Here is a 15,505-nt window from a genome sequence, read left to right as displayed (position 1 = left end):
ACGGGTCAAAGTGTTCCGGGTTTTAGCCGAACCAGATCCCGTAATACATTCGCATTCCTCCCTCCATATGAGTCAGGTGCACCCTGCCAAATCAAATCGGGTTTGTCATCCCCTTTTGAGACTTCATTTTATTTGGCCAGCAATTCTTCGCGGCTGAGCGCGAAATCCGAAGCGATCCAGCGCGCCTCGAGCTCGGCCAGTTTCGCGCCCAGCGCGGGGCCCGAGAAGGCGGGAATCAGGTCAACGGCCTTGATCGGAAAGCTGGCTGCGGCCCCGTGTTCCAAGGCCTCGATCAGATCGCCCGACCACGGCTGTTCCTGGAACGCACCGCGCAGAAGCGTCTCGTGCAGCCCGCCCGCCGCGCCGTAGCGATAGCCCAGTTCCGCAACGCTCGTTGTCGCCATCGCTTCGTCGCGCATCCGGGTCAGCCGTTGCAATTGTGCCCGGCTGAGACGCAGGGTTCTGGCAACTTCGACAGGCGCAATCGCGGCCAGACGGCGAATCGCTTCGGGGCTGGCCCCGGCGTCCTGTTCCAGTTTCACCAGTATCGCCAGCGCAGTATCGTCCGCCCCCGGCAGAAGCCTTGTCAATACGCCTGAACTGCGCATCGCCGCCACTGATGGCGCGGGATCAGGTGCCGCCAGAAGCTTTAGCATCTCGGCCCCGACGCGTTCGCGTGACAAAGTCTCTAACCCGCCCAAATTTGAGGCAATCGCAGCCAGGGCGTCGGCATCAAACCCGGCATCTGCATCGCCATACCAGGCGTGAAAGCGAAAATAACGCAGCGACCGCAGGTAGTCTTCGCGGATACGATCACGCGCCGCGCCGATAAACCGCACACGCCGCGCTTGCAGGTCGGGCAAGCCGTCCAGCGGGTCGAGGATCGTGCCGTCGGGCCGCGCATAGAGCGCATTCATGGTGAAATCGCGGCGTGCGGCATCCTCTTCGACCTTGTCGGAAAAAGCCACAACCGCACGTCGACCATCTGTTTCGACATCTCGTCGAAACGTGGTGACCTCATGCGGGATGCCTTTGCTGATAATGGTCACGGTGCCATGATCGATCCCGGTCGGGATCGGTTTCAGCCCAGCTTTTTGCGCCAGCTCTACGACCCTGTCAGGTCTCGCATCCGTGGCGATGTCGATGTCCGAAACCGGGACCTGCAGTAAAGCATTGCGCACGCAGCCGCCGACGAACAACGCTTGCGCCCCGCCATTGGTCAGGGCAGCGCATACATCCTGCGTGGCTTTTTTGGTTATCCAGTCTTCCGTGATCCGCTTCATTCGCTCATCCGCGCCGCCAACCCTCGCAGCATCCGCGCCGTGGCACCCCAGATGTAATAGGGGCCGTAGGGCACGGCATAGTAATACCGTCTCTGGCCACGCCAGCGCCGCGACTCGACGACATAATTCTCTGGGTTCAGGACATGCGCAAGCGGAACCGAAAAGACCTCATCAACTTCTCCGGGTTCGGCGATAGTTTCAAAACCGGATTCAAGGATCGCGACAACGGGCGTGACCGAAAACGAGGTCACGGTTTCATGGGTCGGAAGATGGCCCAGAATGCGAGGCAGTTCGGGCGGCAAGCCGATCTCTTCCCGCGCTTCGCGCAGGGCGGTGGCGGTGACATTGGCATCGCCTTCATCCTGCTTTCCACCCGGAAAGGCAATCTGACCTGGGTGGTGCTTTAGCGCAGACGAGCGTTTGGTCAGGATCAGCTGCGGCGCATCACCGACTATAGAAACAGGCACTAACACTCCAGCGGGGCGCAATTTGCGCCCCGCTGGCAGAACAGTTTCCGGGTTCAGATCAAAGTCACTGGACCCAGCGCCATCGCGGCCCAGCGCCGACGTCAAGTCTGAGATCAGATCACGCGCCATCCGAACCTTTGGCCTCGAACCCGACGGTCGTTGGGTCCAGCACGTAATGCGCACCGCAGAATTGACAGTCAGCTGTAACGGTGCCTTCATCCGTGGTCATTGTTGCGATATCCTGCGCCGAATAGATCGACAGGCTTTGGCGCACGCGATCTTCGGAACATGTGCAACCGAATTTTACCTGCTGCGCGTCATAGACCCGGGGCTGTTCCTCGTGGAACAACCGCACCAGCAGGTCGGTCGGCGCAATCACCGGACCGATCAATTCCAGATCGTCCACCGTATCGAGCAGGATATTGACCCGGCCCCAGTTCTCACCTTCTTCGCCATCGACCAGATCGGCGGCGGTCAGGATATCTCCGCTGCCTTCGTCAGAGGCGGCAAAGGGCGAGGCTTTGGGCATGTGCTGCAACATGATCCCGCCCGCGCGCCAATGCTCATCCACGCCGGGCTCGGTCGATTTGCCGAAGCTCAGAGAGAACCGGGTCGGCAGCTGTTCGGACTGTGCAAAGTAAGCCTCGGCACAGGCGCTCAGCGATCCACCGGTCAGCGGCGTGATGCCCTGATACGGCTGCGTGCCCTCACCCTGATCGATCATGATGGCGAAATATCCCTCACCTACCTGATCGAAGGGGGCCGCGTCGGTCAGACGGTCCCGGTCAAAGCTGGCATAAGCGCGGATTTGCGCAGGCTCACCTTCGACCTGCGGCGCGTAGTAGTCGGTTGCGATCATCCGCACGGCGCCCTTGGATTGCACCTGCAGCGACAGTTTCCAGCGCAGCGATACCGTCTGCCCGATCAATGCGGTCAGCAGGGCCATCTCGGCTACCAGCGCCTCGACCACCTGCGGGTAGTCGTGCTGTTTCAGAATGCCGTCCAACACGCCGTCCAGCCGCGCCACGCGGCCGCGCATGTCAGGTATATCGAGTTGAAAGGGCAGGACGGTGTCGTCCCACGCGATTTTGGTTCCAATAGACATGGGGTTTCCTTAAACGCCACAGGTTGGCATACCGCCACCATATAGGTTGAACAGTTCGGGTTGAAAGGGGCCTTACATGATCAGACGGTTCGGCGAAAGCCCCGAGGCAGGTCGCAAGTATACCCGACGCGCCGGTGCGTATGCCCTGCTGCCCCAGGGGCATCATTTGCTGGTGACATGGTATGACGATGGCAAAAACCCGGAATTGCAGTTACCGGGCGGTGGCATCGATCCCGGGGAATCGCCCATTGCGGCACTGCACCGCGAGGTCTATGAGGAAACCGGCTGGCTGATCGCTGCACCCCGCCGTGTCGGTGCATTTCGCCGCTTTACCTACATGCCGGAATATGACCTGTGGGCCGAAAAAGTCTGCCTGATCTACCGCGCCCGTCCCGTGCGCCGCATTGGCCCCCCGACCGAAGCCTTTCACGAAGCCCTATGGATGGAAACAACCGAAGCCGTTCACCAGCTGGGCAACGAGGGCGACACCCATTTTGCCTTGCGCCACCTTCAAGGGCTTTAAGTCCCGTTATACTCGAAGAACACGGCTGACACGTCATCCGTCATACCGCTGTCTGGCGACATCACCTGGGTAAGGCGCCAGAACATGTCATCCAGAAATTCCGGACCTCCGTGATCTGCAGCGCACTCGACCGCCATCGCCCTCAGGCCGTCATCGTCCAGCAAACTGCCGTCGGCAAGCTGGCATTCGGTAAACCCGTCCGAATGCAACAGCAGCTTATCGCCCGGCTGCATATAGGTTTCCGTTTGCTGGAACTGCGCATCCGGCAGCAGGCCAATCGGCAAGCCGCCTTCGCCCAGAAACTCGGTTTCGCCATTATGGCGCAGCAGCAGCGGGTGCGGATGCCCGGCCTGCACCATTTTCAGATGCCCGTTTCGAAGATCAATAATGGCGTAGACCATCGTGAAATACTCTTCGACCCCTGCGTCGGCGATCAGGCGAGAATTGAGCAGCGACGCGACCTCTTCAGGCGGCAGCAGGGCGTAGAACTTGTTGAACCTGCGCTCCATCGCAATGTTCTGATCGAAATGTTTGCTGGAGAGATACCCGCCAAGCCGTGCCGTCATCATTGCGGATGTAATCCCGTGGCCCGAGACATCGATGCTGTAGAATCCCAGCCGATTGACACCGGGCGAGAACATCCCCACAAGATCACCGCCAATATGGCCACAAGGTTTCAGCAATAGGCTGACCTGAGACTTTCCGAATGTTCCCTTCAACTCGGGTACTAACGATTCCTGTATCTTGCGCGCCTGCATCAGATCCTTGTCGATCGCGTCATGGGCAAGCTTCAGTTCATTCAATGCCGTTTCGATCATCTGGTTTTTTCGCGACAATTCCCGCTGCATGTCCAGAATGCGTGCACCCGCCGAGATGCGTGCGCGCAGCTCATCCGCCTCCAGCGGTTTGATCAGAAAATCATCTGCCCCGGCGTCCAGCCCGCGCGCGACCTCCTGCTTTTCGCTTTTTGAGGTCAGAAGGATGAAGTAGCTGTATTGCTCACGGTCCAGATTTCGGAAGGCCCGGCAGAACTCCAGCCCCCCCATCCCCGGCATGACCCAATCGCTGAGCACCAGATCGGGCGGATCGGTAGCGCAAAGCTCGATCGCCGCCTCGCCGCTGTCCGCCTCAAGAACCTCGAATCCCCACTTTTTCAGCGAGGCCACCAGAATGCGCCGCTGCAGACGGCTGTCGTCCACAACAAGAACCTTGCGGATCGCGCCAAAATCCAGCTCGACCCGGGTCTCAACATGACTGGCATCCGGCACCATGAAGTCCCTGTACTTGCTCAACTCTCCAGTTGTCGCAACGCTAAGGCCGTCAGCTTAACATCCGATGAAAGATCACATGGGCGCAATTTAACGTCACGTTTACCCGGGGCGGGCTACCAACACGTAACCGCAAGAGGGTGGCATGATTAAGTGGTCCAGAGTCAGACAGTTGCGTGATGAGGTCGGCGCAGACGAGTTCGACGAAGTTGTCGAGATCTTTCTGGATGAAGTGCAGGAGGTCATCGTCAGGCTGCGCAATGACACCGCCCGGACCGAGATTGAGCAAAATCTGCATTTCCTGAAAGGAAGCGCGCTGAGCCTTGGTTTCGACAGTTTCTCAAAACTCTGTCAGGACGGCGAGCGGCGCGCGGCCGCCGGTGAAAGTGCGGCGGTCGATTTGCCCGCGATATTCTCCGCTTACAGCGAATCGAAAGCACTGTTTCAGACGGGTCTCGCTGAGAACCTGCGCTAGATTACAAACTGCGCCAGCGTTTCATCTTCGGTGATGTCGGTATAGGTGAAACCGGCTTCGTCCAGATGCGCAAACAGGCGCATGAAATTCTCGGGCTTGCGGGTTTCGATCCCGATCAGGACCGAACCGAAATTGCGCGCCGATTTCTTCATGTATTCAAAACGGGCGATATCGTCTTCGGGGCCAAGAATGTTGAGAAACTCTTTCAACGCGCCGGGACGCTGCGGCAGGCGCAGGATGAAGTATTTCTTCACTCCGGAATACCGCTGCGCACGCTCCTTGACCTCGGGCAGACGCTCGAAATCGAAATTACCGCCCGAGGTGACACAGACCACGGTCTTACCGCGTACAAAGCTCTGCACATCCCCCACCGCCTCGACCGCCAGAGCGCCGGCAGGTTCGAGCACGATACCCTCGACATTCAGCATCTCGATCATCGTGGCGCAGATGCGGTCCTCGGACAAGGTCAGCACATCCGACAGGTGGCGTGACCTCAACAGCTCGAACGGCTTCTCGCCAATCCGGCCCACCGCCGCACCATCGACAAATGTGTCCACGTGATCCAGTGAAACCGGATGCCCCGCCGCCAGGGCTGCGCGCAGACAGGCCCCGCCCGCAGGTTCCACGAACAGACAGTGGGTGCGATCCCCGAACCATGTCGCCACACCTGAAGACATACCGCCGCCGCCAACCGGCAGAACAACATGATCCGGAACACGGCCCAATTGTTCTTCGATCTCAACCGCCAGAGAAGCCTGCCCCTCGATCACGTCTTCATCGTCGAATGGAGACAGGAAATGGCCGCCCTGTTCGGCGCACCAGCTTTGCGCGGCGGTCAGGGTGTCGTCGAAATAGTCTCCGGTCAGATGAATCTCGATGTTGTCACCACCGAAGATGCGGGTTTTCTGGATTTTCTGCTGCGGCGTTGTGACGGGCATGAAAATCACGCCCCGCACGCCCAAATGCTTGCACATATAGGCCACGCCCTGCGCGTGATTGCCTGCACTGGCACAAACGAACAGCTCCTGCTCCTGCTGCTTGCGCATCGCGTTGAAAGCGCCGCGTATCTTGTAGGACCGGACCGGGCTGAGGTCCTCACGCTTGAGCCAGATATCCGCGCCATAACGGTCGGACAGATGGGCATTCCGCTGCAACGGCGTTGCCGGAAACACAGAGCGCATCGCCTGTTCGGCAGCGCGGGCGCGGGTCATGAAATCTGTCATGTGCCCGTCGTGACTTATCCTGATCAAAAGAGCAAGGAATACATATGTGTACGGGATTAGCTGAGTTCGCGCTTTTCGATGAACACACCATAGATCGTCGTCAGGATGCTGACATTGATAAGCGGCAGGATCAACATTCCCGCAAATATCACCAAAACGGGCCCGACCACAGGAATGACGACAAACATCCCGGCAAGAAACTGGATCAGAAGCTGGAACAACGCTGATAAAACGACCAACACTACAATTGCGCCGCTCCCTCCGGATGTTGCCGCCCATGCCTGAGAGAAAGTAAGCGGTTTGCCGATGGCGGCTCCGGGCAAAATCGGGGATAGCCGGTAGAATCCGACGCTCAAAAGCACCACCAGTCCCAGCCATATGAAAATGCCGAGAAGCGCTGAAGCGCCAGCAACAGCTCCAATCACAAACGACACCGGAAGAAGTATGATCACACCCAATAATACAAACAGCAATATCCGGCCGAAATAGGCCAGAATCCGGTCGACCCTGAATTCGGGCACAACACCGCTTGGATACTCTTCAAGCAAAACAAATCGGTGCCATGACACGATGATCCAGAATGCTATGATCAGCAAAACTGTCATCGCACAAAAGATAAACATTGCAATAGACCCGGACGAGACAGCCCCCGAACTTTCGGCCGGGACGTTGCTGATCCCCTCGAGCGGAATCCCGAACATAAAGAACAGCCCAACGACCAGCAGACCGCCAATCAGCGCGGGTACGACGGAAATCTGCAACGCCTGCGTCAGGTTCCTGAGAACCATCTTCACCGAATGTACGAATATCTCCAGCCCCAGCATGAAACCCGCCCTCTCAACCAATCCTTGTTCTCTATCCGCCCGTTTCACCTCAAATCCCTGCCTGCGTCAATCCACACAGCTTGCCCCCGCGTGCAAAACCCGCTAGGGGCCAGTCGTTCTACGCATAAAGGGAAGTCAGATGTCCGCGCCCAAGAAAGTTGTTCTGGCCTATTCCGGTGGCCTTGATACCTCGATCATTCTGAAATGGCTGCAGACCGAGTATGGCTGTGAGGTTGTGACCTTCACCGCCGATCTGGGTCAGGGCGAGGAGCTTGAGCCTGCCCGTCAAAAAGCCGAGTTGCTGGGGATCAAGCCCGAAAACATCTATATCGAGGACATCCGCGAGGAATTCGTCCGCGATTTCGTTTTCCCGATGTTCCGCGCCAATGCGCAGTATGAAGGTCTATACCTGCTGGGTACGTCAATTGCGCGTCCGCTGATCTCGAAACGTCTGGTTGAGATTGCTGAAGCGACCGGCGCTGATGCCGTCGCCCATGGCGCGACCGGCAAGGGCAACGATCAGGTCCGCTTTGAACTGGCCGCTTATGCGCTGAACCCCGACATCAAGGTCATTGCTCCATGGCGCGAGTGGGACCTGACCAGCCGCACCCGTCTGCTGGAATTTGCCGAAGCGAACCAAATTCCGATTGCCAAGGATAAACGCGGTGAGGCGCCCTTCTCGGTAGATGCCAACCTGCTGCACACCTCATCCGAGGGCAAGGTTCTTGAAGACCCCGCCGATATGGCGCCCGATTATGTCTATCAGCGCACCGTCCACCCTGAGGATGCGCCGAACGAGCCGGAATTCATTGAGATCGGTTTTGAAAAAGGCGACGCGGTCAGCATCAATGGCGAGGCGATGAGCCCCGCGACCATCCTGACCAAGCTGAACGAATATGGTGGCAAGCACGGCATAGGCCGTCTCGACCTGGTCGAAGGCCGCTTCGTGGGTATGAAATCGCGCGGTATCTACGAAACACCGGGCGGCACGATATTGCTGGAAGCGCATCGTGGCATCGAATCCATCACCATGGACCGGGGCGCGATGCATCTGAAAGACCAGCTGATGCCGCAATATGCCGAGCTTATCTATAACGGCTTCTGGTACTCGCCCGAACGCGAGATGCTGCAGGCCGCCATCGACAAATCTCAGGAACATGTCACCGGCACCGTGCGTGTGAAACTGTATAAAGGTCTGGCCTCCACTGTGGGCCGCTGGTCCGATCACTCGCTGTATTCCGAGGCGCACGTGACCTTTGAGGAAGACGCAGGAGCATACGATCAGAAAGACGCTGCGGGCTTCATTCAGCTGAACGCGCTGCGCCTGAAGCTCTTGGCCGCACGCGATAAGCGGCTGAGCAAATAAGCATTCAGAACCCAAAAAATGGCCCCGGTGTACATCATGCACCGGGGTTTTTCTTTGTGCGGTTCCCGTGGGGTCAGGCTTGCTCGGGTCAGGCGTTTGTCTTTACGCATACGTCAATCAGAGAAGGATGGATCATGCTGCAGGACATCGCCGACGGAATTCAGAAAGGACTGAACGGCAAGAGCTTTGACGGATCGCTCAAATTTGATTGTGGCGACGAGGGCGTGATCGTTCTGGCGGACAATACCGCCTCGACTGAAGACCGCGAGACCGATTGCACCATCCGCATCTCGCGCGAGAACCTCTCCAAGCTTCTGACCGGCAAGCTGAACCCGATGACCGGGGTCGCGCTGGGTAAGCTGAAGATCTCGGGCAACATGGGTGTTGCGATGAAGCTGGGCCAGTTGCTGGGCTGATAAACTCGCGTCACCAGCGCGTGACAAATCATGTCAGCGCATTGCAAGCGCACGAAACTGCAGGCAGCTTGGTTTCGGAAGGAGACCTGCCATGCCCCGGACCACTTACCTTGATTGCCTGAAACCTTCTCTGCTGTTTGTACTGATCTTGCTGGCCGCAATGTTGCGCGCTCTGCCAGTACCCGCCGCCGGAACTGAAACGCTGACGGTTGCAGGTGGCTGTTTCTGGTGCGTCGAATCCGATTTCGAATCCGTTCCCGGCGTGGTCGGCGCTGTCTCGGGCTATACCGGCGGCAAAACCGAAAGCCCGACTTACGATCAGGTCTCAAAAGGCGGAACCGGGCATTACGAGGCGGTCCAGATCACCTTCGATCCCGCTCGCGTTTCCCGTGAAACCTTGCTGAGCATGTTCTTCCGTTCGGTCGACCCAACTGACGCGGGCGGCCAGTTCTGTGATCGGGGTGAGAGCTATCGAACCGCCATATTCGTCTCTAACACACGGGAAAAGGCGTTGGCGCAGCAGGCCAAGACCAGCGCACAAAACGCGTTGGGTCAAACGGTGGTCACACCGATCCTGCAAGCCGGAACCTTTTACCCTGCGGAAGCCTATCATCAGGATTACTACAAAGGCGACAAGCTGGTCCTGACCCGGTTTGGACCCAAACGCCAGAAGAACGCCTATAAAGCCTACCGCAAAGCCTGCGGTCGCGATGCGCGCGTCAAGCAGTTGTGGGGGAACGAGGCGCTCTTTGCAGGTTCTTAATTGAGCTGCGCGTCGCGCACTTCTTTCAGGTCGGGAATGACATCAGCCGTCCCGTGCCGCGTGACCATCAGCGCCGCGGCACGGTTTGCCTGGGCAATCGCCTGCGCCATTGGCATTCCCCGGTCCATGCCCGCCAGAACATACCCGGTGAAGGTGTCGCCTGCCCCGGTGGTATCGACCGCATCGACCTTATGGGCCTGAAACGCCTGCGGCTCACTGCCTTGATGATAGTAGCGTGCACCTTTGGAGCCAAAGGTTACGATAACATGTTCAACAGGCAGGTCTGACGGAGCCAGGCCCGTGGCCTGCTGCAGTTGCTCGGCCTCGATCTCGTTGAGGATCAGGAAATCCAGATAGGGCAGGACCGCCTGAACCGCCTCGGCCTGAAACGGGGCTGCCGCATAACAGACGGTCAGTCCCATTTCACGGCCCAGCTTGGCCGCCTCGAGCTGCGCATTGGTCTCGTTCTGCATGACGAGCAGATCGCCGGACGCCGCCGAGGACAAAGCCTGCCCCAGCTGATCGTCCGAAATGGCATGATTTGCGCCCTGAAACAAAACGATCAGGTTTTCGCCCTGCGCATCTACAGCGATAATTGCGTGACCGGTTGGCACATCGACCTCGGCAATATGCCGCGTATCGACGCCATATTCAGTCAGCCTGTCCCGCGCCCAGCGACCATCTGACCCGACCGCGCCAATATGCGACACCCGTGACCCTGCGCGGGCCGCCGCCACCGACATGTTCGCGCCTTTGCCGCCCAGAAACCTCTGCAGCCCGCTGGCTGCAAGAGTTTCACCCGCTTCGGGCAGATGCGGCATGGCATAGACCATATCCGCGTTGATCGAGCCAAGGTTCCAGATCGTCATGGTTTACCCGATATCGCAGGAGGCCAGAATGGCCATGTTCAGAATGTCATTCGCGGTTGAGACCGTCGAACAGATCTGGATCGGCTTGTCGACGCCAGACAGGATCGGGCCGATCACGGTGGCTCCACCCATTTCCTGCATCAGTTTGGTCGAGATCGAGGCGGAGTGCCGTGCGGGGACAATCAGGATGTTAGCTGGTCCGGTCAGGCGTTGAAACGGATAAGCTTCTTGCTGATCCACGTTCAGAGCCACATCAACCGTCATTTCCCCTTCGTATTCGAAATCGACGCCACGCGCGTCAAGAACAGTTGGGGCGACGTGCATCTTCTCGGCCCGTTCTGACACCGGATAGCCAAAGGTCGAGAAACTGACAAACGCAACTCTGGGTTCCAGCCCCATGTGGCGTGCAACAGCAGCGGACCGTTCGGCAATATTGGCCAGATCGTTCTCGTCCGGCCATTCGTGAACCAGCGTATCGCCGATCAGAACAATCCGCCCTTTATGTAGCAAGGCGGTGACACCCGCCGCGCCATGCGTGGCGTCTGCATCAAACACATGGTTGATCCGGTCCAGCACATGTGCAGACTTTCGCGTCGCGCCGGAAACCAGACCGTCAGCATGTCCATGCGCCAGCATTAGAGACGAAAATACATGTCGGTCACGTGCTGCGAGGCGGTGGATGTCTTTGCGGTCGAACCCCTTGCGTTGCAGGCGCTGATACAGGAAGTCCTTATAAGTATCGAGATGCGTAGTGTTGGCGGCGTTCACCACTTCAAGCTCTCGCACAGCATCACCCAAGCCGGCCGCCTCAAGCTTTTCTTTGACGTCATCCGGTCGACCGACGACCAGCGCCTTGCCGAAGCCCGAGCGTTGATACATGACGGCGGCGCGCAAGACGCGCGGATCGTCGCCCTCGGCAAAGATCATCCGGCTTTGCGCCGCACGGGCGCGTGCGTTCAGGCCGCGCAGGATGCTGGCCGTCGGGTCCATGCGCGATTTCAGGCTCAGCTCATAGGCGTCCATATCAATAATCGGACGTCGCGCCGCGCCAGTATCCATGCCGGCCTTGGCAACCGCAGGTGGAATGCGGTGAATCAGGCGCGGATCAAAAGGCGTCGGGATGATGTAATCGCGACCGAAGGTCAGCGACTTGCCATAGGCCATGGCGACTTCATCCGGAACATCTTCACGCGCCAACCGTGCCAGAGCGTGGGCGCAAGCGATTTTCATCTCGTCATTGATAGCCCGCGCGTGGATGTCCAGCGCACCGCGGAACAGGTACGGGAAGCCCAGAACGTTATTCACCTGGTTCGGATAGTCGCTGCGGCCCGTGGCAACGATGGCGTCCACGCGCACCTCGTGCGCCTCTTCTGGCGTAATCTCGGGGTCGGGGTTCGCCATCGCGAAAATCACCGGGTTATCCGCCATGCTGGCCACCATATCCTGCGTCACTGCCCCTTTGACGGACACACCCAGGAACACATCCGCACCCTTCATGGCATCTTCCAGCGTGCGCAGATCGGTGGTGATCGCGTGGGCTGATTTCCACTGGTTCATGCCCTCGGTCCGGCCTTGGTAGATCACGCCTTTGGTGTCACAGACGATGCAATTCTCGTGCCGCGCACCCATTGCCTTGAGCAGTTCGATGCAGGCAATCCCAGCAGCACCCGCACCATTCAGGACAATTTTCACATCTTCGATCTTTTTGCCTGAGATGTGCAGCGCGTTCAGCAAGCCCGCCGCGCAGATCACGGCTGTTCCGTGTTGGTCATCGTGGAAGACCGGGATATCCATCTCTTCCTTCAGGCGCTGTTCGATGATGAAACACTCGGGCGCTTTGATATCTTCCAGATTGATACCGCCAAAGGTCGGGCCCATTAGACGCACCGCGCGGCAGAACTCATCCGGGTCTTCGGTATCCAGTTCGATATCGATCGAGTTCACGTCAGCGAAGCGTTTGAACAGGACGGATTTCCCCTCCATCACCGGTTTTGAGCCCAGCGCGCCGAGATTCCCAAGGCCCAGAACGGCGGTGCCGTTCGAGATCACGGCAACCAGATTGCCCTTGTTGGTATAGTCATAGGCCGTCTCGGGCGCTTCGGCGATTGCTTCACATGGAACCGCCACGCCGGGGCTGTAGGCTAGCGACAGATCGCGCTGCGTCGTCATGGGAACGGTGGCCTGCACCTCCCACTTGCCGGGGGTCGGGTCGAGGTGAAAGGCCAGCGCCTCTTCTTTGGTGATCTTCGCTTTGGGCATCTTAACGGTCGTTTCCATGACTTCGGGGCTTTTGCCTCATAGCGCAGGCAGGGCCGCGCCTCAACGGGAATACTTTTCGCCTTTCGCAGCCAAGGCCGGGTTTGTAAGGTCGCGACCGGAATACGCCAGAAGGGGGCCGGTTTTGTCCACAGTCACGCCGATGATGGCGCAGTACCTTGAGATCAAAGAGGCTCATGCAGACGCCCTGCTGTTTTATCGCATGGGCGATTTCTACGAAATGTTCTTCGAGGATGCGGTGAACGCCGCCGAGGCGCTGGACATCGCCCTGACCAAACGCGGCAAACATAACGGCGAAGATATTCCGATGTGCGGCGTGCCCGTCCATTCGGCCGAGGGTTACCTACTGACCCTAATCCGCAAGGGTTTCCGCGTCGCGGTCTGTGAACAGATGGAAAGCCCGGCAGAAGCCAAGAAAAGAGGCTCTAAATCAGTCGTAAAGCGCGATGTTGTTCGGTTGGTGACACCCGGCACGCTCACCGAAGATGCTTTGCTCGAGGCGCGGCGACATAACTTTCTGGCCGCCTATGCCGAGGTGCGGGACGAAGCCGCGTTGGCCTGGGCCGATATTTCAACCGGGGCGTTTCACGTGATGCCGCTGACCTCAGTGCGACTGAGCCCCGAGCTTGCACGGCTGGCCCCCTCCGAGCTGATCGTGGCCGACGGGTCCGAGGAAAAGCTGCACGAACCGGTCATGGATCTTGGCATCTCGCTTACGCCGGTCGGGCGGGCCAGTTTTGACAGTACAGCGGCGGAAAAACGTATCTGTGGCCTGTTTCACGTTGGTGCGCTGGATGCCTTCGGCAATTTCGGACGCGCCGAAGTGTCTGCCATGGGCGCTTTGATCGATTATCTGGATATCACCCAGAAGGGCAAACTACCCCTACTGCAAACCCCGTTGAAGGAATCCGAGGATCGTGTGGTTCAGATCGACGCCGCCACGCGGCGCAATCTGGAACTCACCCGATCTTTGTCCGGTGGTCGTGCCGGGTCGCTGCTGTCGGTGGTCGATCGCACCGTTACGCCGGGCGGCGCGCGGCTGTTGGAACAACGCCTTTCCAGCCCGTCGCGCAATCTGGATGTGATTCACGACCGGCTGGATGCCGTTTCTTTCGCCGTCGAGGACAGCCTGATCAACTCGGACCTGCGTGAGGCCCTGCGTAAAACCCCCGATCTGGACCGCGCCTTGTCTCGTCTTTCGCTAGACCGGGGCGGTCCTCGTGATCTTGCGTCTATACGCAACGGGCTGACTCAGGCGGCGACAATAGCCGGGCTTTGCGTCACCCAGGACCTTCCTGTTCTGCTGGCGACCGCCATCCAGAATCTCATCGGGTTTGACGATCTTCTGACCCTGCTGGATGAGGCGCTGGTCGCCGACCCCCCCTTGCTGGCGCGCGACGGAGGTTTCATCGCCCCCGGTTTCGACCCCGAACTGGACGAAGCGCGTACCCTGCGGGACGAAGGCCGATCAGTGATTGCAGGCTTTCAGCAGAAATACGCGGAGCACACCGGCATCTCGTCGTTGAAAATCAAGCACAACAATGTGCTGGGCTATTTTATCGAAACCACGGCCACCCATGCCGAAAAGATGCTGAACCCGCCATTTAGCGAGACCTATATCCACCGCCAGACCACCGCCAATCAGGTGCGGTTCACGACCGTCGAACTCAGCGAGATCGAAACCCGCATCCTGAACGCGGGAAATCTGGCACTGGAGATCGAGAAGCGGCTCTATCAAAGGCTTTCGAGCGCTATTTTGGATCTGGCTGCACGGCTGAACCAAGCCGCCCGTGGGCTGGCAGAACTGGATTTGACAGCCGCACTGGCGGATCTGGCACGGGGTGAAAGCTGGTGCCGCCCGAAAGTGGACGGATCGCGCGCGTTTGACATTCTGGGGGGGCGCCATCCAGTGGTGGAACACGCGCTGCGCCAACAAAACGGGGAGGCATTCATCGCAAATGACTGCGATCTGAGCGCCGAAACGGGCGCGGCCATCTGGCTGCTTACGGGCCCCAATATGGCCGGTAAATCGACCTTCCTGCGTCAAAATGCGCTGATCGCCTTGCTTGCACAAATGGGCAGCTATGTTCCGGCGGAACAAGCGCATGTCGGCATCGTCAGCCAATTATTCAGCCGCGTCGGCGCATCAGACGATCTGGCGCGGGGCCGCTCGACCTTCATGGTCGAGATGGTTGAAACCGCCGCCATTCTGAATCAGGCGGACGACCATGCGCTTGTTATTCTGGACGAAATCGGCCGAGGCACCGCCACCTATGACGGGTTGTCCATCGCCTGGGCAACGCTGGAGCACCTCCATGCTGCCAACCAATGCCGCGCATTGTTTGCCACCCATTACCACGAACTGACGGCACTTGCCGGGAATCTGGATGGCGTAGAAAACGCAACCGTCGCGGTCAAAGAGTGGGACGGCGAGGTCATCTTTCTGCACGAGGTTCACAAGGGCGCCGCCGACCGATCCTATGGCGTGCAGGTCGCTCAACTGGCTGGCCTTCCCCCTTCAGTTGTTGATCGCGCCCGTATCGTATTGGACCAACTGGAAAAAACAGAACGCGAGGGTGGAAAACAAAAGGCGCTGATCGACGATTTACCCCTGTTTTCAGCAGCAGCGCCGCCACCCCCTCCGCC

14 protein-coding genes are annotated in these 15,505 nt (G+C 58.8%); 6 read left to right on the top strand and 8 right to left on the bottom strand.

Annotated elements, in window-relative coordinates; genetic code table 11:
- Positions 1 to 128 precede the first annotated feature (128 nt).
- The 3 genes from RA27_RS13935 to RA27_RS13925 are packed head-to-tail and all read right to left on the bottom strand — an operon-like array spanning position 129 to position 2,855.
- On the bottom strand, positions 129 to 1,283 hold the full coding sequence (locus RA27_RS13935; RefSeq protein WP_039540131.1) for a CCA tRNA nucleotidyltransferase: 1,155 nt from the start codon (positions 1,281 to 1,283) through the stop codon (positions 129 to 131).
- Entirely contained in the window at positions 1,280 to 1,879 is a 600-nt protein-coding gene (locus RA27_RS13930; RefSeq protein WP_039540128.1) for a CoA pyrophosphatase, read from the bottom strand. Before RA27_RS13930 ends, RA27_RS13935 begins: the two co-directional genes overlap by 4 nt.
- Complete coding sequence (locus RA27_RS13925; RefSeq protein ID WP_039540125.1) at positions 1,869 to 2,855, bottom strand: Hsp33 family molecular chaperone HslO; 987 nt, start codon at positions 2,853 to 2,855, stop codon at positions 1,869 to 1,871. Before RA27_RS13925 ends, RA27_RS13930 begins: the two co-directional genes overlap by 11 nt.
- A 76-nt stretch (positions 2,856 to 2,931) precedes the next feature.
- On the opposite strand from RA27_RS13925, the gene RA27_RS13920 reads away from it, so the two are divergent.
- Entirely contained in the window at positions 2,932 to 3,378 is a 447-nt protein-coding gene (locus tag RA27_RS13920) for an NUDIX hydrolase (RefSeq protein ID WP_039540122.1), read from the top strand.
- Here the strand turns inward: RA27_RS13920 and RA27_RS13915 are convergent.
- A complete protein-coding gene (locus RA27_RS13915) occupies positions 3,375 to 4,649 on the bottom strand; it encodes a SpoIIE family protein phosphatase (RefSeq protein WP_039540119.1) in 1,275 nt (424 codons plus the stop codon). The two genes, RA27_RS13920 and RA27_RS13915, sit on opposite strands and share 4 nt — an antisense overlap.
- A 142-nt stretch (positions 4,650 to 4,791) precedes the next feature.
- Between RA27_RS13915 and RA27_RS13910 the strand changes: the two genes are divergently transcribed.
- A complete protein-coding gene (locus tag RA27_RS13910; RefSeq protein WP_039540116.1) occupies positions 4,792 to 5,121 on the top strand; it encodes an Hpt domain-containing protein in 330 nt (109 codons plus the stop codon).
- On the opposite strand, the gene ilvA is transcribed toward RA27_RS13910, so the two are convergent.
- On the bottom strand, positions 5,118 to 6,344 hold the full coding sequence (ilvA, locus tag RA27_RS13905; protein WP_039540114.1) for a threonine ammonia-lyase IlvA: 1,227 nt from the start codon (positions 6,342 to 6,344) through the stop codon (positions 5,118 to 5,120). The two genes, RA27_RS13910 and ilvA, sit on opposite strands and share 4 nt — an antisense overlap.
- Positions 6,345 to 6,400: 56 nt before the next feature.
- Positions 6,401 to 7,168, bottom strand: a complete 768-nt coding sequence (locus tag RA27_RS13900; protein ID WP_039540111.1) for a hypothetical protein — start codon at positions 7,166 to 7,168, stop codon at positions 6,401 to 6,403.
- A gap of 139 nt (positions 7,169 to 7,307) precedes the next feature.
- On the opposite strand from RA27_RS13900, the gene RA27_RS13895 reads away from it, so the two are divergent.
- From RA27_RS13895 to msrA, 3 genes are all read left to right on the top strand, one after another.
- Positions 7,308 to 8,534, top strand: a complete 1,227-nt coding sequence (locus tag RA27_RS13895) for an argininosuccinate synthase (RefSeq protein WP_039540108.1) — start codon at positions 7,308 to 7,310, stop codon at positions 8,532 to 8,534.
- Positions 8,535 to 8,668: 134 nt separating this feature from the next.
- Positions 8,669 to 8,950 (top strand): SCP2 sterol-binding domain-containing protein, encoded by a 282-nt coding sequence (locus RA27_RS13890; protein WP_039540106.1) that lies wholly within the window; start codon positions 8,669 to 8,671, stop codon positions 8,948 to 8,950.
- A 91-nt stretch (positions 8,951 to 9,041) separates the two neighbouring features.
- Positions 9,042 to 9,713, top strand: coding sequence for a peptide-methionine (S)-S-oxide reductase MsrA (gene msrA / locus RA27_RS13885; RefSeq protein WP_039540103.1), 672 nt, complete (start codon positions 9,042 to 9,044; stop codon positions 9,711 to 9,713).
- On the opposite strand, the gene RA27_RS13880 is transcribed toward msrA, so the two are convergent.
- On the bottom strand, positions 9,710 to 10,582 hold the full coding sequence (locus RA27_RS13880; protein WP_039540100.1) for a ribokinase: 873 nt from the start codon (positions 10,580 to 10,582) through the stop codon (positions 9,710 to 9,712). The two genes, msrA and RA27_RS13880, sit on opposite strands and share 4 nt — an antisense overlap.
- Before the next feature lie 3 nt (positions 10,583 to 10,585).
- Positions 10,586 to 12,841 (bottom strand): NADP-dependent malic enzyme, encoded by a 2,256-nt coding sequence (locus tag RA27_RS13875; RefSeq protein WP_039540356.1) that lies wholly within the window; start codon positions 12,839 to 12,841, stop codon positions 10,586 to 10,588.
- 160 nt (positions 12,842 to 13,001) lie between these two features.
- Here RA27_RS13875 and mutS point away from each other — a divergent pair.
- Positions 13,002 to 15,505 (top strand): DNA mismatch repair protein MutS (mutS, locus tag RA27_RS13870; protein WP_052265296.1); only part of this gene is annotated, 2,504 nt, incomplete at its 3' end.

The organism is Ruegeria sp. ANG-R (genome assembly GCF_000813985.1).
Classification (GTDB): Bacteria; Pseudomonadota; Alphaproteobacteria; order Rhodobacterales; family Rhodobacteraceae; genus Ruegeria.
The sequence above is the reverse complement of the archived record's forward strand: the minus strand, read 5'-3'. Positions and strand labels throughout refer to the sequence as shown.

What these genes read in the sequence shown, in the direction of transcription:
- RA27_RS13935 (WP_039540131.1), bottom strand. Translation starts at nt 1,283, where the DNA reads ATGAAGCGGATCACGGAAGACTGGATAACCAAAAAAGCCACGCAGGAT.
- RA27_RS13930 (WP_039540128.1), bottom strand. Translation starts at nt 1,879, where the DNA reads ATGGCGCGTGATCTGATCTCAGACTTGACGTCGGCGCTGGGCCGCGAT.
- RA27_RS13925 (WP_039540125.1), bottom strand. Translation starts at nt 2,855, where the DNA reads ATGTCTATTGGAACCAAAATCGCGTGGGACGACACCGTCCTGCCCTTT.
- RA27_RS13920 (WP_039540122.1), top strand. Translation starts at nt 2,932, where the DNA reads ATGATCAGACGGTTCGGCGAAAGCCCCGAGGCAGGTCGCAAGTATACC.
- RA27_RS13915 (WP_039540119.1), bottom strand. Translation starts at nt 4,649, where the DNA reads ATGGTGCCGGATGCCAGTCATGTTGAGACCCGGGTCGAGCTGGATTTT.
- RA27_RS13910 (WP_039540116.1), top strand. Translation starts at nt 4,792, where the DNA reads ATGATTAAGTGGTCCAGAGTCAGACAGTTGCGTGATGAGGTCGGCGCA.
- ilvA (WP_039540114.1), bottom strand. Translation starts at nt 6,344, where the DNA reads ATGACAGATTTCATGACCCGCGCCCGCGCTGCCGAACAGGCGATGCGC.
- RA27_RS13900 (WP_039540111.1), bottom strand. Translation starts at nt 7,168, where the DNA reads ATGCTGGGGCTGGAGATATTCGTACATTCGGTGAAGATGGTTCTCAGG.
- RA27_RS13895 (WP_039540108.1), top strand. Translation starts at nt 7,308, where the DNA reads ATGTCCGCGCCCAAGAAAGTTGTTCTGGCCTATTCCGGTGGCCTTGAT.
- RA27_RS13890 (WP_039540106.1), top strand. Translation starts at nt 8,669, where the DNA reads ATGCTGCAGGACATCGCCGACGGAATTCAGAAAGGACTGAACGGCAAG.
- msrA (WP_039540103.1), top strand. Translation starts at nt 9,042, where the DNA reads ATGCCCCGGACCACTTACCTTGATTGCCTGAAACCTTCTCTGCTGTTT.
- RA27_RS13880 (WP_039540100.1), bottom strand. Translation starts at nt 10,582, where the DNA reads ATGACGATCTGGAACCTTGGCTCGATCAACGCGGATATGGTCTATGCC.
- RA27_RS13875 (WP_039540356.1), bottom strand. Translation starts at nt 12,841, where the DNA reads ATGCCCAAAGCGAAGATCACCAAAGAAGAGGCGCTGGCCTTTCACCTC.